The sequence below is a fragment of the Arenicella chitinivorans genome, from assembly GCF_014651515.1.
Taxonomy (GTDB): Bacteria; Pseudomonadota; Gammaproteobacteria; order Arenicellales; family Arenicellaceae; genus Arenicella; species Arenicella chitinivorans.
The window spans coordinates 124,010-142,793 of record NZ_BMXA01000002.1; the positions used below are offsets into that span (position 1 = coordinate 124,010).

The window sequence follows — 18,784 nt, forward strand, 5'->3', positions numbered from 1 at the left end:
CGATGTATTGTGGTGCAGTACTGAGCCACCGGTCAAACCAGGGTGTGTTACTCAAGCGTACCGACGATATTGTGACATTGTCGATACGTTCAAGTAAATTAAAACCAGGAATGGATTCCCAGCATCAGCGACACATCGCTGGACGCTTCGCCTTCGGATTTTTTGTATTGTCGGGTCGTGCCGAAGCTTTGTTTGGCGGTGATGCCAACAAAGGGTTGGAACTTGCGATTGCCATTGTGTTCGTACCCTAGCCGTAGGCCAAATTCGATTTCGGCTAACCCGGAACCCTCTCCGTATACTTCATTGCTGCGCCCATTGGCGACGATATCCAGTTCAGGCGTTAAGACCCATTCCTGGGTGAGCATCAGTTCGCGTTCGAGTTCGATGAGCAGTTGTGAGCTCGATTCTTCGCCGACAAACACACGCGCATCCACCTCGATAAAGTAAGGGGCGGTGCCAATAAATCCATACGAAAGCCAGTTGCGAGCGCGGCCCAGTGGGTCAGGCTTGAGATCGTGACGAATTCCGAATTGTTGGTCCCAGTAGGCACTGACAGCATGACTGTAGACCAATTCGATGTTCGCAGATTCAACGTCGGAGTCGACCAGTTCACCAGAGGTTTTCAGCCAGAACTTACTCAGGTCGCGGCCATGCCAGGCATCGATATCCCACTCGAGCACGCCTTTGCCGTGTTCGCTCAGGTATTCAAACTCGGACATGACCTTGGTGAGCCAGGGATCATCGTTAAACATTGCCTGCGAAGCGTTGGGCATCGCCACACACAGCAATAGGGCGAGGCCGATTTTTATTTTACGTGTCATTTTCATTCCCTCTTAACTAATATGTACCGCACGAAACATGCTCGGCATATGGTAAAGAAGGTGGCAGTGGTAAGCCCACTTGCCAATGGCGTCGGCGGTGACCAGATAGCTGATTTTTGATCCCGGCTGCACGATCACGGTGTGCTTGCGCGGAATGTATTGCGCATCGCCGGTTTCCAAATCACTCCACACGCCGTGCAAATGCATCGGGTGATTCATCATGGTGTTATTGATCAGCGTGATGCGTACGCGCTCACCGTATTTGAGGTGCAGTGGTTCTGCATCGGCAAATTTGACGCCGTTGATCGACCACATATAGCGGCTCATATTGCCAGTTAGATGCAGCTCTATCTCGCGCGCTGGTTCGCGCGGGTCAGGGGTTCGATTCAGGTTCACCAGGTCGGCGTAAGTCAAAACACGGCGGCCATTGTTACGTAATCCAACGCCGGGATCATCCAGCCGATATTGTGCGCCTTCGGCCAGCATGTCGATGTGTGGTCCCAATCTAACCTGCTTGAAATTAGGTGCCTTGGCGGTGCCATAGCCTGCTTTACCGGTGGCAAAATCCTGAATGATGCGTGGTTGACCACTGGTGTCTAGTAATTCGCAATGCCCCATTTCCGCGTGCTCGGGCGTGCACGCGGATGCGGGTTTCGGCATCTCACAATGACCCATCGCGGCGTGTTCCTCGGTGCAACGCATCGTATGCATGCCGCTGGTGTCAGGTAGCTCACAATGGCCCATGGCAGCGTGTTCCGGTGAGCAATCAGAGGCCGACATGGGATGGCCGCTGCCGTGTGTCATGCCCATGTCTACATGGCTCAATAGTGGCGAGTCATCCATCTCGGGCACCTCAGGAATGAGGTTGGGGTTGGGCGTCAGTGTGCCACGTGCGTATCCCGAGCGGTCGATGGCTTGGCAGAACAGCGTGTAGGCCTGATCTGACTCTGGCTCGACAATCACATCATAGGTTTCAGCCACACCGATGCGAAATTCATCCACGCTGACTGGCTGAACGTATTGACCATCAGAGGCAACCACGGTCATTTTGAGTCCTGGAATCCGCACATCGAAAAAGGTCATGGCGGCGGCATTAATAACCCGCAGCAAAATTTTTTCACCCGGTTTGAACTGGCCTACCCAACCGGACGCCGGGGTTTGACCATTCATTAAGAAGGTGTAAGTGCGGCCGGTGACATCCGATAGATCGGAATCGGACATACGCATTGCATTCCACATAGCGCGTTGGCGAAGCGCATCCGCCAGTCCTTTGGTGCGTGCATCCTGAGCCAAGTCCGATAAGGTCCGCTCATCAATGTTGTAGATATGCGGCATTTTTTTAAGATTGGCGTAGATGTCCATTGGGTCCGCATCACTCCAATCAGACAACACGACCACATGCTCGCGGTCATAACTGTACGGTGCCGGTTCGCGTGGTTCGATGATAATCGCCCCGTACATGCCTTGTTGTTCCTGAAATCCGGAATGGCTGTGGTACCAGTAGGTACCGCTTTGGTTGACGTCGAACTGGTAGCGAAACGTGGTGCCGGGTTTAATACCACCGAAGCTGAGTCCAGGCACGCCATCCATATTGGTCGGCAGGATGATTCCGTGCCAATGGATTGAGCTGTCGACCGCCAAGTTGTTGCGCACATCCAGCGTTACCCGGTCGCCTTCCTTCCAGCGTAGAATTGGTGACGGAATACTGTCGTTTATCGCAACTGCTTGTTTGTTGGTGCCAGTAAAGTTGACATGGTGGTAGCCGATGTTCAACTGGAATTGTGAGCCGTTCAGTTCGGGCGCCGGTTGGTAAAATCGTGCGGCTGGACTGGCGGCCGAACTAATGCGGCCACTGCCCAACATACTTAACGCGGTGGTCGACGCGATTCCGGTAACGAATCGGCGTCGGGATAATGAAAATGGGTTACTCATGGTATCTCCTAATAAATCGGTTTAACGGATTTCGGTTTAGGGATTACCACTTCGGTGGATGCGGCTCCAGAACGGTTAAAAAAGAGCGTAATTGTGAATGGACCTCGGCGCGTGTCTGCGTTGGCTGAGTGTCTGGTGCCAGCGCAAACACGGATCCGGTAATGGCCTGGGTCATCACTGAACAGAAAACATCGCAACTACTTAACGCGGATGTCGTTGGTCCAGCTTGGTGACAGTCCATCTCTGCCATTGATGGCGTTGTATCAAGGTGAGCAGGCTCAGTGAACGTACTCGAGACGTTAGCGAGCATGGGGAAAGCATGCGCAGTGGATACGCTGGTCGCCACCAAATAACACAGCATCACGAACAGTGCGATGCTGGTCTGAAAGCGGTAGTTGGTGCGAATCGGCATGCCGTTGTTAGGTGCGTGTTGAGTTACGTGGAATTAGTTGGTTTCAGGCTGGTTGACGTGTGCGTACACTACACTACTGCCATCTGCATTGAGTTGTAAGACCTGATAATAGTCACGCCGATCACCGACTTCCATGCCGGGACTGCCGATCGGCATGCCTGGTACCGACAAGCCGATTGCACCTGCCGGTGGACTCGCCAAAAATTGCTTTACATAGTCTGCTGGGACATGACCCTCGAACACATAGCTCTGCTCTTCAACCACCACCACACCGGTATGACACGAACGATAGCGCCCCGCGATCTGATATTGCGATTTGATGGGCGACAAATCGTTAAGTTCGATGACATCGCTGGCTAACTCGTTCTCAGTTAAGTGGTCAACCCATTTGCTGCAACACTGGCAACTCGGCGTTTTATACACCGTCATTTTATCGGGTTCAGCCTGGACGGGTCGCGCGCTCACGGCCCAACACAGGAGTGCCAGGCAAATAAGTGGTTTGTTAGTTATGTGTTTGATCATTCGATTTCTCCTTACTCGGAGCGTGTTTTAAGCCTTCAATGATAGGACAGACCTCAGACTCGCTGCTCTGAACACAGGCATCGAGCATCTGGGTCAGGTCCCGTTTGAGTTGCTTTAACTCCTGCAGGTTTTCTTCAATGGCCGTTAACTTCTCAGCGACCAATGCCCGCGCTGGGGGTTTGGGTGCTGCGTTACTGCGATCCAGATCAAGGAGCAGCTTGATCTCATCCAGCGTGAACTGCATACGCTGCGCACGCTTAATAAACTGGATGTGAACTATATCATTGTTGCTGTAGTTACGACGTCCAGCCGCCGATTTTGCCACTGGCGGAATAAGTTTGATTTTTTCATAATAGCGCAGCGTGTGGGGACTGACCCCCAATTGGCTCGCTGCATCACTGATCGTTGTCATGTGTGCTCCTCAATTATGCAACGCTTAAGATGCCACGATACATCTGCATTTGACAATGAAACGCGTAATCTCCGGGTACCTGTGGCGGAATCGTTATCATCGTTGCCTGGTGGACTGCGAGTTCGGTTTGCAGGTCCAGCTCGGGGAACATAACCATTTCGGCTCAGGGGGATGCATCGTCGCGAATAAATGTCAGTGTAACAGACTGGTGCGCGGGAACCTGAATATGCGCAGGTGTGTAGCTGCCATTGGCGACGCGAATTTCGATCTTGCCCTCCTGACTCGGATGCACTGTCGGCGTTCGCCACCAGAACCACCAAGCGATCAATACTATTAAACCGGCACCCATCAAATTGATATATAACATCACACGCTCCTATTGCGCCTGAGCGCGAAACCAGCGTAACCGGTTTGCATTGAGTACCACCGTGACCGAGGACAAGGCCATCGCGCCACCGGCAATAATCGGGTTCAGTAATACGCCAGTAAATGGATACAGAATGCCGGCCGCCACCGGTACACCAGCGGTGTTATAGATAAATGCCCCAAGCAAGTTTTGTTTGATATTGCGCAGGGTCGCTTTACTGACGTCGATGGCGTCAGCCAGGCCGTGTAATGACCCCCGCATGAGCGTGATGTCGGCGCTTTCGATGGCTACGTCGGTGCCGGTGCCAATGGCAAACCCCACATTGGCCTGAGCCAATGCTGGTGCATCGTTGATGCCATCGCCGGTCATGCCCACGATGTTGGCTTCTGCTTGCAAAGCACGAATTTTAGCAAGCTTATCTTCGGGCAGTACTTCTGCCATAAACTCATCCACGCCAACCTGTAACGCTACCGCGGCGGCTGTGGCGCGATTATCTCCGGTAAGCATGATGACACGAATGCCCTGGTGTTTAAGACGATTTATGGCGGCCACAGAGTCCGCCTTAACTGGGTCGGCGACGGCAATAATGCCTTTAAGGGTACCGTCAGCGGCGAGAAACATGGGGGTTTTCCCAGCTTCCGCCAAAGCCTGGGCATCTGGCAATAGACTGTCGACCACGACCTGGTGCTTCTGCATCAGCTTTTGGTTACCAAATACAACTTGGTGATCGGCCACCTTGCCGGTAATACCATGCCCGACTACGGCGGCAAACTCAGTGACTGGTTTTAATTCAAGTCGTGCCTCGTGGGCCGCTGACATAAGCGCTGAGGCTAACGGGTGTTCTGAACCTGCTTCCAGGCTGGCAGCCAGCATTAGGAGTGTGTCTTGATCTGTATCTGGGGTTGGTACGATGTCGGACACTGCCGGTTTGCCTTCCGTGATGGTGCCGGTTTTATCCAGTACCATGGTTGTGATCCGTGATGCGGACTGTAAGGCTTCGCCATTACGAATCAGCACGCCAGCTTCGGCTGCTTTGCCGACACCGACCATCACCGACATTGGTGTTGCTAACCCTAATGCGCAAGGGCAGGCAATGATCAACACCGTCATGGCACAGACCATGGCAAAGGCAATCCGAGGGCTGGGACCCACGTTGAGCCACACCAGTGCGGTGAACACGGCGATGATCATGATTGTTGGTACAAAGTAAGCGGCAATTTTGTCTGCCAAGCGACCGATCGGAGGTTTCGCATTCTGGGCGTGCTTCACCATCTCGATGATGTGCGCCAATTTGGTCTCATGCCCGACACGCGTGGCGCGAAACACAATACTGCCGGTGGTATTCAGTGTGCCCGCGCTGACTGTGTCTTGTGCTTGTTTACTCACTGGCATTGGTTCACCTGTGAGCATGGACTCATCGATATTGGTCTGGCCCTCAATCACCTCACCGTCGACCGGAATTTTGTCGCCCGGTAAAACCCGAATCAAGTCGTCGGTAACGATGTGCTCAATCGGTAAGTCGATCTCCTGCCCATTGCGTATCACGCGCGCCGAACGCGACTGTAGCCCGATCAGACGTTTGATAGATTCAGACGTGCGGCCACGTGCTTTAATCTCCAGCGCGAGTCCAAGATTAATCAGGCCGATGATCATGGTCGTTGCTTCAAAATAAACGTGTCGAGCGAGTTCGGGTAGCCAATGTGGCGCAAACACGACGAGCATTGAATAGAGCCATGCTGCGCCGGTCCCCAATGCGATCAGGGTGTCCATATTGGCTGCGTGTGTCCAAATGGATTTCCAGCCACCAATGTAAAAGTGCCGACCAGCGCTGGCCATAACGATTAGCGTAGCCAGTCCAACCAGGCCCCAGCCGATGCGTTCCCCGGTGGTGGTGACCGTCATTTCGCCAATGAACATACCGTAGATCATGAGCGGTATCCCCAAACCAAGCGCCACGATAGTATTGATCACTAATTGACGATAGTGCGCGCTATCCGCAGCCTCATTGTCGGCCATCAGCTGTTGTGTTGACGTGTTCTCAAGACTGTGTGCGGTGTAGCCAAGCGCTTCCACGGCACTGATTAACTGCTCAGTCTCGGACGAACCGTTAACTGTCGCTACCCGATCGGCGAGGTTCATCTGCGCCCCATCAACACCGGCCACGGCGGAGAGTGCGTTCTCAATCTTGGCCACGCAGCTGGCGCAACTGGCCCCGTCGATCCGCAGCTGGGTTTGACTGGAGTTGGTATTCTGCTTGTGTGATTTCATTGCTGGCTTAGCCTCTAGAACAACAGCGTAAACCAAGCTTAGTACTTAGAGCCAGCTCTAAGTCAAGGTTTTATTGAGTTATCGTTGAAACGGTCACGGTACTTGCGTGCTGCGCCAGTTGAACTCACAACCGGGATACCTTGCAGCCGTGGCCCTCGGCTCGATGTTGACGGTACAGTTTGTTGGTCATCAAGTAAGTGGATGCGCGCTTGCTGTGAATCGTCTGACGTTTTCCTGACTAAGCCGTCTTCAACTTTCTCCTTTGCCACACATAGGTGATCGTGAGCACAATAATGACGAGTGGCCCAATGCCCATCCAGAATGCCATGCTCTCAAACGACAAGAGGAACATAAGGTTATCGATTTTTAGAGTCTTCCAAAACACCCATTCTCCGGCTAGTTCCGTGGCGAGTAATCTGCTTCCTGTGAATAAGATTACAATACCGTCGCCAGTCGCCGGGTCGAACTCTTGTTATCAGAAACACCGTACTAATCCACGCTAGCATAGCGATGAATGCAACAGCGGACATGACGAGCATGCTAATCATTGGGAGTTCTTTTTACCATTCTTGATAACCAAAGGGTCACACCTGGCCACTGGTAATGAGTGTGATTGTGGCGATGATATAAAGACCAGCCGTTAAAATACTGCCTATTGAACGCGCATGGTTCAGGCGCGTCCACGTTCGGGTATAGACAGCCCAGTAGGTTTCTGCCTCGGCAGTTGTGTGGTCCAGTTGTTCGAGCTTTTTATTCATCGGCACATTACCGAGCATGGTCATAAAGAAGACCGATGGTAGGTAGACAAGTGTGGCCAATAAGATAGTGACAAGCGCCGCGCCTTCAAAAACGATCATACTGTAGGCTGCAAATAGAACTGAAAATACGGCGATCGATAAAATACCCGCAACGAACTGCGTTTTGATCACAGTCACATTAATGTGTTGCATTGCTTCGATTGCGCCCATCGGTTTGGTCTGGGCTAAAGCGGACATGATAAATTCGGAGAACGCGGAGAACACGCCACCAATAACGGCGCTCCAAAGCGCAAGAAAAAGGCAAAAATAGAGTGGCCACTGGTAAGTCATAGTTTGTCACCTGTTTCGGTGTGAGGCATCGCAAAGTGGGAGAGAATTAGTCGATTGCAATGGGCCATGATTAACCTCTACCACTTGGTGTGAATGTTGACCGTTCCATGTAATTCAACGAGACACGGGCCGGTTTTGTTTCGTTGTGACGCAGAGGTGACCTCAATTTGAGCGCAACCAATATGACAGCGACGCTCAATTCGATGACAGTGGCGACAATCAGAGAATCTGTGGGCAAACCGTTTATCGTCATGCTCACCAAGCGACTGATGCCGTAGCTTCCGTACACTAATGCCCCGGCAACGAGTGCTAGGTTAGTAAACCGCGCTTTGATTGACCCCAGAATCATCAGGACTGCCGTGACAATTAGAATTCCGCCGGGTGCGCTCACTTCAGATAACAGGCTGGGGTCCGGCGCCAGGTGTATGTGGCTCATCTCTAAAAACGCGCGTGGTGCGATTAGCAATGATCCGCCAATGCCACCAAGTAATGCACCCGATATTGCTAGGAGTGATTTGGTTAATAACCGAGTCATGCAACGGCCCCCCAAACTCCGGTAGCCGCCACGTCGCGTGCGTAGTCGGCAAAGTCCTTCGGTGGACGCCCGAGTGCCGACTGCACACCATGGGTCAATTGTGCGTTGCGACCATCAAGTACGGTGGAAAAAAGGTAGTCCAGCATCCATACCACATCTTTGGGCGCGCCAGAGTCAGCGACTTCAGCCACAAACGTCTCATGTGGCACGTCAACGTAGGTAATTTCAAGGCCCGTGGCTCGAGACAAGTCCGCTGCGACATCGGCCATTGTCATCAATCGCGGGCCGGTGACTTCGTAAATCTGTTGGTTGTGGTGATCCTCGCTCAACGCGGCAACCGCCACATCGGCGATGTCGTCTACGTCAACGAAGGGCTCGACCTGATTTCCCGCTGGCAGCGTGATTGTGCCGTTGAGAACCATGTCGATGAAAGCGCCTTCAGAGAAGTTTTGGTTGAACCAGCTGGCACGCACGATGGTCCAATCGAGCCCGGCATTCCGCACGATACGTTCGCAAGCCTGAGCCTCGTCCTCACCGCGACCAGACAATAGGACGAGTCGTTTTACACCGCGCCGTTTAGCGAGATCGACAAACGCCTGAATTGCGTCAGCTGCGCCAGGCATGGCCAGATCCGGCGCGTACGTGATATACGCCGCTGTCACGCCATCAAGCGCGGCATCCCAGCTTTTTTCTTTGTCCCAATCGAATGCTGGTACGGTTGATCGTGATCCGATACGGACGGGAAGACCTTTGTCTCTAAGGCGTTCAACTATACGGCGCCCGGTTTTACCGGTGCCGCCTAACACTAACGTCAGGTTATGTGGTTGAGGTGTTGGTGTCATTGACTTGCTCCCTGGTTAGATTTTGCAAGTCATAATTTAGGCAAAAACCGTTTATGGTTCTTGCTCAGGTATGCCAGAGTTTTGACAGATCACGACAATTTAACGTCTTAACGCTGACTCGCACCTAATTTGTAGGACCTTGGGGTCTGCCCCGCCCAACGTTTAAATGCTCTGGTAAATGCACTTTGCTCAGAGAAACCGGTCAAAAAAGCCACTTCAGCAAGGCTGTATCCTGTTTCACGCAATAAGCGTTTTGCGAGGTCTCTGCGAGCCATGTCCACCACGCTCTGAAATGAATGTCCACCATCCGACAAACGTCGTTGCAGGGTGCGGCTACCCATCCCCAATTGCGACGCGATAAGTGACAAGGTTGGGACACCTTCACTGAGACATTGTGCGACTGCACGACGTACGTGTTGTTCCAGCCCATCATTATTTTTTATCGCGGCAAGTTCTTTCTCTAAATGCGTGTCGAAGAATTTTGCAATTGTTTCATCGCCAAGTTTGTTGGGCGCGTCGATGCTCTCTGCACTTAGTAGCAAGGCATCTCGACCCGACTCAAAATGCACGGGGCAGCCAAAGTGTGCTTCAAAAACTGCGACATCACCTCGTGGCGAGTGCTTGAACAACACCGCCAACGGTTTGAAATCGGCGACGCTCACTTCGTTACAAATCACGTCCACCGCAGACATGCTCGCTTCATTGGACAACAGCATGCCGAGCCGTCCATCTCCGGCTTTCTCGAGATTGAAATACCAACCATCTTTACTTTCCTGCAAGCTATATGTTTCGGCGCTACCGAGCACATGACCATAGCGTTCCGATCTGTGGAAAGAACCCCGCAATGTTGGTGCCGACTTCCAGGCCAGACCAAATGCGCCGTAGTCATCACTTCGCATCGTTGCGCCAATTCGCAGCGGCAGCGTTACTCCATCTGGATCGCGCCCAGCCAGTGTCGCAAAGAAATCATAAAACGTGTCGGCTGGGACCATAAGTTTAGGGTTTACAGTGCCGTCTGGCGCTAAGCCCAAGTGCAATAATAAGTCCTCTGTTTCCACGCCCTCACTGGCATGGCTGAGGACTTTATGGACGTAAAGTGAGGTTATTTGGCTCATGGTTGTAGGTTAATTGATTAACTAGCTTTGTGTCACCTTAGTCGCATTCGCAGGGTGAACAAACGATCCGTGACTTATTCAGAATGGGCTTTGTGCCAATTTTCTATGATTGTGAATAGTTGATCTATACCCTCAGTCAACGCCGCCGGTCCAGGTTGTAAGATGACGGCGGACTTAATCTCGTAGACTTCTTGATTGCGTACCGCAGGAACGTGCGACCAGCCTTCTCGTTCGCCAACTTTTTCTGGGTGAAAGCGCCTGCCACACCATGAGCCGATAATAATATCTGGTGCCTTGGCCACGACGTCCATCGGATCAGCGATGATCCTGTCTTTGCCGCCTTGGTGTTTGGCGTTTTCTGCATAGCAATCTATGCCACCGCAAATCTCGATCAGCTCGCTAACCCAACCGATTCCACTGATAGTCGGGTTGTACCATTCTTCGAAGAATACTTTGGGCCGATTCTTCCACTGTGTTGTTTCTTGCTTGATGGTCTCAATTTTTTTCTCATAGCTTCTTGCTAATGAGTCCGCCGCATCCGCTGCATCCACCAACCGGCCAAGGGTTCGAATCATGCGCAGGATGCCGCCTACGGTTCGATGATTGAAAATATATACCTCCACGCCGTGTTTTATCAGCTCCGCAGCAATATCGGCTTGCAGGTCTGAAAAACCGAGCACTAGGTCTGGCTTCAGGTCGAGGATTTTGGGAATTTTGGCGCTGGTGAAGGCCGAGACTTTGGGTTTTTCTTTGCGTGCTTCAGGCGGTCGTACCGTGAAGCCAGATATTCCAACAATCCGGTCTTGTTCACCGAGTAGGTAGAGGGTTTCGACCGTTTCCTCGGTCATGCAGATGATGCGTTGTGGCCAGTTCATTTTAAACTCACAGACTCAGCGTCGTTGGTGCGGTGGCAAATAGTACCATTCGGTCATCGATTTGTTTGTGCTGTTGACTGGTATCCTACGCAGGCTATTAACCCCCTACGAACTTTTACATGAGAAGAGTCACCACATTGTCAGAGTATGTGCGTCGCCGCAATGGCCTTGCCCTGGGTGCGCAAGGCTCACTCCAAGCGATGTTGTATCGAGCGTTTGGGGCCGGTAGGTTCTCTGAGTTTTGGCACTACTGGAATCCGATCTGGGGCTATTATTTAGCCCGCTATGTAATGCGTCCACTCAGTTCCTATTGCCCGAGCCCAGTCGCGATCGTGATGACCTTTGTTGTGAGTGGCGCTTTACATGATTTGGCGATCATGTTGCTTAAGTGGCGTGTGTCAGTGTTCTTTAGCTTTTGGTTTTTTCTTATGGGGTTGTTGGTGGTGATCACTGAGGCCGTGGAGGTTCGGTACCATACTCGGCCTTGGTGGCTACGGGGTACGATTAATCTGAGCTTTGTTTTGTTGCCGCTTGCCCTAACGCAATGGGTGTTGGGTTAAGCCCCTAACATAAACGCCAAACAGGATGTTTGCTTGCGAGCGCGGGTTGCGTCAGACGTCTGCTGGTCGGGAACCGTCACCTAGCGGATAAAGTATGCCGAGAGCGGCGCAGACGGCATTTTCGTCCTAGCTTCCCTGCGCAAGGATATCTGGTTCTGTTCTGGAAAACAGGATTAAGTGCATATAAATCAAGTATGTGCGAGCAAACATGTGCTAGATTGGAATGAGGGGTAACATTTTCAGAGTAGCTATCACGGAGATTGAAATGGTTAGACTCAGCGGATCACTTTCGTACTTTGTGTATTATACCCCGCAGGCAACGTGCACCGTTAAGTGGGCACGGTTCGCGTTGAAAAGATGTGTGCTCGCAGGGAGTTTGATATGTGCGAGCTATGTATCAGCGGTGCTGGCGAATGAACTTCATCAAAAGCATGAAGCGGTATTAGCACTCTTGTTGCCGGAGCAGGCAACGCATACGGCGATCAATAGTGGCGACTGGACGGATCCGCAGGTCTGGTCATCGGGATCAGTGCCTAGCGCCGAAGCCAATGTGTATATTCCGGAAGGACGGTTGATCCGCTACGATGCGAACTCAAGTGTGGCGCTCTCGGTGGTGCGTGTCGATGGTAGGCTGAGTTTTGACCACACGAGCAACACAAAATTAGTCCTGCAATCCTTGATCACCAGTATGGCATCAGAGTTAGAGATCGGCACGGTTACTAATCCGATTCAGCCAGATAAAAAGGCAGAACTGATATTCGCTGATGTGCCAATAAACAAAACGGTTGACCCCGGCCAGTTTGGTAACGGCTTGGTTGCGACAGGCAAAGTGCAAATCCACGGCGCGAGTAAGCTTCCTTACACCACCTTGAAATCACCGGCACTGGCTGGTAGCAATACCCTTCAGTTAAACGGTGACCTGTCTACCTGGCAGATCGGTGATGAGCTGTTGATTGTCGGCACAAATGGTGAATCTAAAGCGGAAGACGAGCTGCGGCAGATCGTAAGCATTGATGCTAATGGTATGGCGACGCTGGATGCTGCGTTGACGTTCAATCACATCACGCCACTTGGTCACTCGAACCTCAACCTTTACGTTGCTAACACCACACGTAATATTAGACTGTCATCTGAAAACCCCAGCGGCGCGCGTGGGCACGCTATGTTCATGAATAAGTACACCGACATACGGTTTGCTGAGTTCGCTGGACTGGGGCGCACAGACAAAAGTATTCCATTGGATGCAGATGGCATTGCGCTCGATGGCAGTGACAATATCTCTGGGCGTTATTCCATTCATTTTCATGAGTTGGGTGTGGGCGAAAACGCCGCACTGGCAGTTGCTTATGGGAATTCTATTCACGACAACCCGGGCTGGGGGATTACCCATCATAGTTCCCATGCAGCGATTGACTATAATGTCGTGTTCAATATCAAAGGTGCAGGGATTGCTGCTGAGGATGGCAATGAAACCGGTCAATGGGTCGGAAATTTAGTCACTGACGTCTACGGGGATGGTGAAAACCCCACTGTGAATCGTGATGAGAAACTGGGTGACTTTGGACACTCGGGTGAAGCGTATTCATCCACTGCACGCTCGTTATTGCAAAAGGATAACATCGCCGCCAACGCCAACTACGGCTGGAAATTTACCGGGCTTCAAGAACTTGCATCGTTTGACCGATTCGACAGTACTCTAGACCCCTTCAATCCAACGCCTTTGTTGCCAATTGCGGCGGGTACCAGCGGCAATCTTATTGGTTTCCATGGGAATACCGCGATTGCAGTCGGCATCGCTTTAGATTCAGGGCACCGACGAGGTTATTCGTTAACGTCGGATGTTCGCAGTGACATCGTCGATTTTACCGCTTGGCAAGTTACCGGCCATGCCATCGATTTTTTCTCGTATACAGCCGATTACATTATCAAAGATTCTTTGTTGATTGGGTCGGAAAGTGGCGCTGGTTCTGCGGTAAAAATGACCAAGAAATCCGAGGGGACCTCCCTCATTGACGTGCATATCGAAAATTTTAGAACCGGCATCAATGACACTGGTCTCAATAATCTGGGTGAGTACGTGAACGTGTCTTTTAGTAATAACAACACGAATTTAAAGGCCCCATTTTATGGTACCGAAGTCGATGGGCGAATGTTCGATCATCCTTTTAAGACCACCAATGATGTAAATCTAAACCAGACTCCTGAGATTGTATTGAGTGCGCAGTCTGATCTAACTTTGGCACCCAACGACGATAAGGTATTTGTGGATGGCACCATCACCGATAGCATGGGGGACTATGCGCTGGGTGAAAACGTCTGGCTATCGCAAAAAAACGGTGTTTATTTTATCGAGAACTATGAACTGGGATATACCAACAATAGCGATAAGGGAATTGCCACTAATATTTTAGACGACGGCGGATATGTGCCGGCTGAAAAGTTACTTGAAATGCACGGTGCTCTGCAAAAGCCGAATGGCGATTGGGTGATTGAGGTGGTGGTTTGGGTAACTGATCGGTTTACAGCAAAACACACGCCGATAGTCATTGAACTGCAGCTTTCTGGGTTTACAGACGCTTTTCTGTCGCAATTCCAAACTGAGGCGAAGCAGCCAGACGGTACGCTGACTTACATAGACGTGCTTTCCGGTAACGTGTTAGATTTTGACGGAAATGTGGTCGATACGCCTGATGTTGGAGATCCCGGTAATCCTGGTCCCCCGCCGGTTACTCCCCCGAGTTTGCCGCCAAGAGAAGTAACGGAGAGCAATATGTCTCCCGTGATCTACTTGTTGCTGGATGAGGATTAAACGTCGTTTTTATAGAGCAAATATAATATCGGCGACGTTGGTTTAGGCTCGCGCGCGGTGAGTTGTTGGCAACACCACTGCTGCAGGTCGAGCGTGCTTAGCCAAGATTGAACGGCATGTGTCTCAACAGCGCCAGCGTCGTGCCCGGGGTAGCACAAGAGCGAAATCAACCCGCCAGGGTTCAGCATTTTCGTTGATTGATTTAAGGCGAGCAGACTTGAGTCTGCTTCGGTGGTGATGGTTTTATCACTGCGTGGTAGATAGCCGAGGTTGAACATAATGCAGTCGATTGGCTGATCGATATGTTGCTGCATGGTTTCGTGTCCCGCGTGAATTAAGTTTACGTGCTGGATGTTTGCCGCTGTCAGCTTGGTTCGAGTGGCCTCGATCGCGCCCGACTGCACGTCAAATCCCCAGACCTGTTTGCGGGCAAGGCTGGCCAGAAAGACGGTGTCGTGACCATTGCCGCAGGTCGCGTCGACCGCGTAATCGAGAGGTCGGTTTTGAAAATGTGTGCGAATCGCCTGATGTGCTTGATGAGTTAGAGCCATTCAGTCAGTTCCTCTGGCAACGGTTTGCCGCTGATTAGGTGGTCGCACAATAAATTGGCGTAGTATGGAATGGTCAAACAACCTTTGCTGCCAAAGCCATTGAAACAATAGGCATGATCCAGCGAACGAGTAGGGCCTATGAATGGACGACGTTGTTTGGTGGTTGGTCGTATCCCAGTTTGGTGTGCGGTGACCTGTGCTTTCAGGCCGGTGTGCTGGTGCAAGCTGGTTTGCAGTTTCTGAGCAATCTCGGGCGTTGGATCAAGGCTCAAGTCCTGCCAATCATAGTTGGCCCCGAGTCGCGCGTTGACAGTGTCAGTCGAACTTGGTATCAACCAACTACCCCAACTCAACATGCCCGGCAACGGCGCGGACAGTTCGACGTCAAGAATCTCACCTTTAGCAAGTTTGAAAGGCAAGGTTGAGAGCCACGGGTTGTGGATCGCTTGATAGCCTTCGCAGAAGATAACTGTACCCGCTCGAATTCCGTGAGCACTTACGCCGTCATGGTTCACGGAGAGCTCATGATAGTTAAACTTCCTTGCCGAATAAGCGCGCTGATCAAGCAGCATAGACTTGGTTTGCGATAGCAGGGTAGGCGTGTCTACGGCACTGGTCTGGTGCACTTCAATACAGCTGTGTGGCTCCGTCGCTAAAAATGGGCTGTCGATGTGTCTCGACAGCAGTGATTGATACTCTCGTTGCTGCAAACGCTTGTTGAGGTAAGTCAGCTGTCCAGGGTGTTTGATGCGACGGTACTGAGTGACGTCTCGATGCACTGATCTGCCGGTCAATTGGCCGAACGATTGATAGAAGGCGTTCGCCACCGGCCAGTAGTGATCAAAGTTCTCGGTTAAATTCAGGCGATGCCCGGTTACCGGATTAATCAAACCGGCCGCGACTTGACTTGCACTACCACAGTGATCGTTATCAATCACCAGCACAGATTTGCCATGTCGTCGCAGATTGAGCGCCAGAATCGACCCCGCCAAGCCTTGGCCGACTATCAAAAAATCAAGTTGTGGTGCAGACATAAGCGAATACGATTAATCTAAATGACAGAGGTTTGTGATAGTCTGCCTGAATGAATAATAAGTATAACAATTACCACCAACTGGCAGTGGCAAGTTCGTAAGGAACAGGCGGGGCTATGGATCAACATCTGGTGCGTTCTCGGCGGTTTCTACCGTATTTTTGTACGCAGTTTCTAGGCGCATTCAATGACAATATTTACCGTAATGCGTTCGCGATTCTGATCACCTATTTTCTTGCCAAAGAGAATCAGGGCATCATTATCAATATCGCGTTGGTGGCATTTATCCTACCGTACTTTCTGTTTGGTGCGATTGCCGGTCAGTTGGCCGATAAATTCGAAAAAGCACATCTGATTCAGCGCATCAAACTTGCTGAAATCGTGATCATGTTGGCTGGCAGTGTCGCCTTATATTTTCAGCATGTACCTGCGATGCTATTTGTCCTGTTTTCACTCGGCGCTCAGTCCGCGTTTTTCGGGCCAATCAAATACAGTATTCTGCCTCAACATGTCGGGCATGATGAAATACTCAATGCCAACGCTTATGTTGAGTCGGGTACGTTTATTGCCATCTTACTAGGGACGATTTTAGGGGGTACCCTAGCCAGCAATCTGGACCTTCAGTATTGGTTGATGGCCAGTATTATTGGCTTTGCTATTCTCGGTTATCTGGCTAGTCGCGCAATTCCGAATGCACCAGCTGCCTCGCCGGACCTCGATTTGTCATTCAATGTCTGGTCTAGCAGTATCGACATTATTCGCATGACACGGCGCAATAAGCCGGTGTTTATGACGATCCTTGCGAACTCCTGGTTTTGGTTTTTTGGTTCGATTGTGCTGACCCAGTTTCCAGTGTTTGCCAAAGAGGTGTTGGCCGGTGATGCCAAAGTGGCCACGCTATTATTGGCTACGTTTTCCGTTGGTATTGGTCTGGGCTCGTTCGCCTGTGCCTTATTTTCACGAGGTCGTGTCGAAATGGGGTTGGTGCCTTTCGGCGCACTGGGTATTAGCTTTTTTACTTGGCAGTTGAGTCGCACAACGATTGAAAGTGCCGATACGTTGAGAACCTTGACGGAACTGGTGAATGTGCCTGGCGCGTGGTGGGTTATTTTCAATTTAACCATGATTGCGTTCAGCGCCGGATTATTCATTGTGCCGCTGTACGCATTTATGCAGACACGCAGCGATGAGAAGCTGCGCTCTCGCGTGATCGCGGTGAATAACATTTTCAACTCGATCTTTATGGTGGTGGCTGGTGCACTCGGCGCAGTCTTGCTGGCGTTGGACTTCACCGTGCTGGATATTTTCCTGATCGCAGCCATCCTGAATTTAATTGTCGCTGGCTATATCTTTTATCAAATTCCAGAGTACTTTTTTCGTCTCTTGAGCTGGATATTGATGCACTTGGTGTACCGCATTGATACGCAAGGCTTAAACAAAATACCGCGTGATGGGCCTGCGTTGTTAGTGTGCAATCACGTGAGCTTTTTTGATCCTGCGATTTTACTCGGCGAGTTACCCAGACCCGCACGTTTTGTGATGTGGTATAGCTTTTACGAAGCGCCTGTATTCACGTATTTATTTAAAGGGTTGAAATCGATACCGATCGGCAATCGTCGAGAGCGCCCGGAACTCGTCGACCATGCGTTTGATCGTGTAGCAGAAGAGTTGGCAGCTGGCAGGCTAGTGGTGGTGTTCCCAGAGGGCACGATTACACGGGATGGTGAGATGAGCAAATTTCAACCAGGCATCGACACCATTCTTAAGCGCTCTCCTGTGCCCGTTGTGCCCATGGCGCTGCGTGGAATGTGGGGAACGTGGTCGTCTCGTAAACGAGGGCGGGCGTTAAAAGGGCTGCCAACAGCGTTTATGCGACGTTTGACCGTGGTGGTCGGAGACCCGATCGAGCCACAGGATGCCAGCAGACTGGTATTACAAGAAAAAGTACTGGCTTTACGTGGAGAAGAAAAGTGAGTGAGCAAATCAGACGGTGCCAATGGTGTGAGAGCAGTGACTTGTATCGCAAGTACCATGACGAGGAGTGGGGCGTGGCGACCTACGACGACCGAGAGTTGTTCGAAATGCTGAACCTAGAAGGCGCGCAAGCGGGCTTAAGTTGGATCACCGTTCTTAAAAAGCGGGAGACGTATCGTGCGGCATTTGATCAATTCGACCCTGAAAAAATAGCGCGCTACGATGAAGCAAAGCGCACCGAACTGCTCGCCGACCCCGGCATCATTCGTAATAAGTTGAAGGTCAACGCGTTTATCGTCAACGCACAGCGTTACTTGGCGATGCAAGCGCGCGCGGAAGCCGGTGAGGGGCCGACGTTTTCAGAGTGGCTGTGGTCGTTTGTGGATGGGAAGCCACAGATTAACTCACCCAAAACACTGGCCGACGTGCCAGCCACCAGTGCCGCATCAGACGCCATGAGCAAGGCGCTTAAGAAACAAGGGTACAAGTTTGTGGGCTCCACCATTTGTTACGCCTTTATGCAGGCGTGCGGCATGGTGGTCGATCACACGGTGGATTGTCATCGATATAACGCAATCACCGGGTAGGATGAATGGAGCAGACTTGCGACCTCAGATTGTTGATAGATCGGAGAAGGATAAAATATGAACCTCAAAATGGGACAACAC

Annotated in this window: 17 protein-coding genes and 1 pseudogene; 4 read left to right on the forward strand and 14 right to left on the reverse strand. The window is 51.4% G+C overall.

All coding sequences use genetic code 11. From position 1 onward, the window contains the following. Positions 1–98 precede the first annotated feature (98 nt). The 12 genes and pseudogenes from IE055_RS05700 to IE055_RS05755 form a co-directional block, all read right to left on the reverse strand. A complete protein-coding gene (locus tag IE055_RS05700; protein ID WP_189399067.1) occupies positions 99–821 on the reverse strand; it encodes a copper resistance protein B in 723 nt (240 codons plus the stop codon). Between the two features lie 12 nt (positions 822–833). Next, complete coding sequence (locus tag IE055_RS05705) at positions 834–2,753, reverse strand: copper resistance system multicopper oxidase (RefSeq protein ID WP_189399068.1); 1,920 nt, start codon at positions 2,751–2,753, stop codon at positions 834–836. A 43-nt stretch (positions 2,754–2,796) separates the two neighbouring features. After that, positions 2,797–3,165 carry a hypothetical protein gene (locus IE055_RS05710; protein WP_189399069.1) on the reverse strand — a complete coding sequence of 123 codons (369 nt, stop codon included), beginning with the start codon at positions 3,163–3,165 and terminating at the stop codon, positions 2,797–2,799. A 33-nt stretch (positions 3,166–3,198) separates the two neighbouring features. Continuing rightward, on the reverse strand, positions 3,199–3,687 hold the full coding sequence (locus IE055_RS05715) for a DUF411 domain-containing protein (RefSeq protein ID WP_229794159.1): 489 nt from the start codon (positions 3,685–3,687) through the stop codon (positions 3,199–3,201). Next, positions 3,668–4,099, reverse strand: coding sequence for a heavy metal-responsive transcriptional regulator (locus tag IE055_RS05720; protein WP_189399070.1), 432 nt, complete (start codon positions 4,097–4,099; stop codon positions 3,668–3,670). The genes IE055_RS05715 and IE055_RS05720 overlap by 20 nt, the downstream gene beginning before the upstream one ends. 13 nt (positions 4,100–4,112) lie before the next feature. Further along, a pseudogene (locus tag IE055_RS05725) lies at positions 4,113–4,466 on the reverse strand (cupredoxin domain-containing protein). A gap of 9 nt (positions 4,467–4,475) precedes the next feature. After that, positions 4,476–6,734: a heavy metal translocating P-type ATPase gene (locus IE055_RS05730; RefSeq protein WP_189399071.1), complete on the reverse strand. Its 2,259-nt coding sequence runs from the start codon at positions 6,732–6,734 to the stop codon at positions 4,476–4,478. Between the two features lie 584 nt (positions 6,735–7,318). Further along, positions 7,319–7,822 (reverse strand): anthrone oxygenase family protein, encoded by a 504-nt coding sequence (locus IE055_RS05735; RefSeq protein WP_189399072.1) that lies wholly within the window; start codon positions 7,820–7,822, stop codon positions 7,319–7,321. Positions 7,823–7,892: 70 nt separating this feature from the next. Continuing rightward, complete coding sequence (locus tag IE055_RS05740; protein WP_189399073.1) at positions 7,893–8,357, reverse strand: DUF4345 domain-containing protein; 465 nt, start codon at positions 8,355–8,357, stop codon at positions 7,893–7,895. Further along, complete coding sequence (locus IE055_RS05745; RefSeq protein ID WP_189399074.1) at positions 8,354–9,199, reverse strand: NAD(P)H-binding protein; 846 nt, start codon at positions 9,197–9,199, stop codon at positions 8,354–8,356. The genes IE055_RS05740 and IE055_RS05745 overlap by 4 nt, the downstream gene beginning before the upstream one ends. 107 nt (positions 9,200–9,306) lie before the next feature. Beyond that, positions 9,307–10,314 (reverse strand): AraC family transcriptional regulator, encoded by a 1,008-nt coding sequence (locus tag IE055_RS05750; RefSeq protein ID WP_189399075.1) that lies wholly within the window; start codon positions 10,312–10,314, stop codon positions 9,307–9,309. 74 nt (positions 10,315–10,388) lie between these two features. Continuing rightward, positions 10,389–11,189 (reverse strand): cobalamin-binding protein, encoded by an 801-nt coding sequence (locus tag IE055_RS05755; protein ID WP_189399076.1) that lies wholly within the window; start codon positions 11,187–11,189, stop codon positions 10,389–10,391. Between the two features lie 119 nt (positions 11,190–11,308). Here IE055_RS05755 and IE055_RS05760 point away from each other — a divergent pair, with 119 nt between their 5' ends. Together IE055_RS05760 and IE055_RS05765 are read left to right on the forward strand one after the other, a co-directional pair. Beyond that, on the forward strand, positions 11,309–11,749 hold the full coding sequence (locus tag IE055_RS05760) for an MBOAT family O-acyltransferase (protein WP_189399077.1): 441 nt from the start codon (positions 11,309–11,311) through the stop codon (positions 11,747–11,749). A 265-nt stretch (positions 11,750–12,014) separates the two neighbouring features. After that, a complete protein-coding gene (locus IE055_RS05765) occupies positions 12,015–14,558 on the forward strand; it encodes a G8 domain-containing protein (protein ID WP_189399078.1) in 2,544 nt (847 codons plus the stop codon). Here IE055_RS05765 and mnmM read toward each other — a convergent pair. Then, the gene (gene mnmM / locus IE055_RS05770) at positions 14,555–15,109 is read right to left on the reverse strand and encodes a tRNA 5-(aminomethyl)-2-thiouridylate-methyltransferase MnmM (RefSeq protein ID WP_189399079.1); all 555 of its coding nucleotides are present in this window, start codon (positions 15,107–15,109) and stop codon (positions 14,555–14,557) included. The genes IE055_RS05765 and mnmM overlap by 4 nt on opposite strands. Continuing rightward, a complete protein-coding gene (locus IE055_RS05775) occupies positions 15,100–16,143 on the reverse strand; it encodes an NAD(P)/FAD-dependent oxidoreductase (protein ID WP_189399080.1) in 1,044 nt (347 codons plus the stop codon). Before IE055_RS05775 ends, mnmM begins: the two co-directional genes overlap by 10 nt. Before the next feature lie 116 nt (positions 16,144–16,259). On the opposite strand from IE055_RS05775, the gene IE055_RS05780 reads away from it, so the two are divergent. Further along, positions 16,260–18,116 (forward strand): MFS transporter, encoded by a 1,857-nt coding sequence (locus tag IE055_RS05780; protein ID WP_189399081.1) that lies wholly within the window; start codon positions 16,260–16,262, stop codon positions 18,114–18,116. Then, positions 18,113–18,703, forward strand: a complete 591-nt coding sequence (locus tag IE055_RS05785) for a DNA-3-methyladenine glycosylase I (RefSeq protein WP_229794160.1) — start codon at positions 18,113–18,115, stop codon at positions 18,701–18,703. The genes IE055_RS05780 and IE055_RS05785 overlap by 4 nt, the downstream gene beginning before the upstream one ends. The last annotated feature ends 81 nt before the right edge of the window (positions 18,704–18,784 follow it).

Coding starts and splice junctions, on each gene's coding strand:
- IE055_RS05705 (WP_189399068.1), bottom strand. CDS start 2,753: ATGAGTAACCCATTTTCATTATCCCGACGCCGATTCGTTACCGGAATC.
- IE055_RS05755 (WP_189399076.1), bottom strand. CDS start 11,189: ATGAACTGGCCACAACGCATCATCTGCATGACCGAGGAAACGGTCGAA.
- IE055_RS05715 (WP_229794159.1), bottom strand. CDS start 3,687: ATGATCAAACACATAACTAACAAACCACTTATTTGCCTGGCACTCCTG.
- IE055_RS05775 (WP_189399080.1), bottom strand. CDS start 16,143: ATGTCTGCACCACAACTTGATTTTTTGATAGTCGGCCAAGGCTTGGCG.
- IE055_RS05745 (WP_189399074.1), bottom strand. CDS start 9,199: ATGACACCAACACCTCAACCACATAACCTGACGTTAGTGTTAGGCGGC.
- IE055_RS05750 (WP_189399075.1), bottom strand. CDS start 10,314: ATGAGCCAAATAACCTCACTTTACGTCCATAAAGTCCTCAGCCATGCC.
- IE055_RS05710 (WP_189399069.1), bottom strand. CDS start 3,165: ATGCCGATTCGCACCAACTACCGCTTTCAGACCAGCATCGCACTGTTC.
- IE055_RS05765 (WP_189399078.1), top strand. CDS start 12,015: ATGGTTAGACTCAGCGGATCACTTTCGTACTTTGTGTATTATACCCCG.
- IE055_RS05700 (WP_189399067.1), bottom strand. CDS start 821: ATGACACGTAAAATAAAAATCGGCCTCGCCCTATTGCTGTGTGTGGCG.
- IE055_RS05730 (WP_189399071.1), bottom strand. CDS start 6,734: ATGAAATCACACAAGCAGAATACCAACTCCAGTCAAACCCAGCTGCGG.
- IE055_RS05720 (WP_189399070.1), bottom strand. CDS start 4,099: ATGACAACGATCAGTGATGCAGCGAGCCAATTGGGGGTCAGTCCCCAC.
- IE055_RS05735 (WP_189399072.1), bottom strand. CDS start 7,822: ATGACTTACCAGTGGCCACTCTATTTTTGCCTTTTTCTTGCGCTTTGG.
- mnmM (WP_189399079.1), bottom strand. CDS start 15,109: ATGGCTCTAACTCATCAAGCACATCAGGCGATTCGCACACATTTTCAA.
- IE055_RS05780 (WP_189399081.1), top strand. CDS start 16,260: ATGGATCAACATCTGGTGCGTTCTCGGCGGTTTCTACCGTATTTTTGT.
- IE055_RS05760 (WP_189399077.1), top strand. CDS start 11,309: ATGAGAAGAGTCACCACATTGTCAGAGTATGTGCGTCGCCGCAATGGC.
- IE055_RS05740 (WP_189399073.1), bottom strand. CDS start 8,357: ATGACTCGGTTATTAACCAAATCACTCCTAGCAATATCGGGTGCATTA.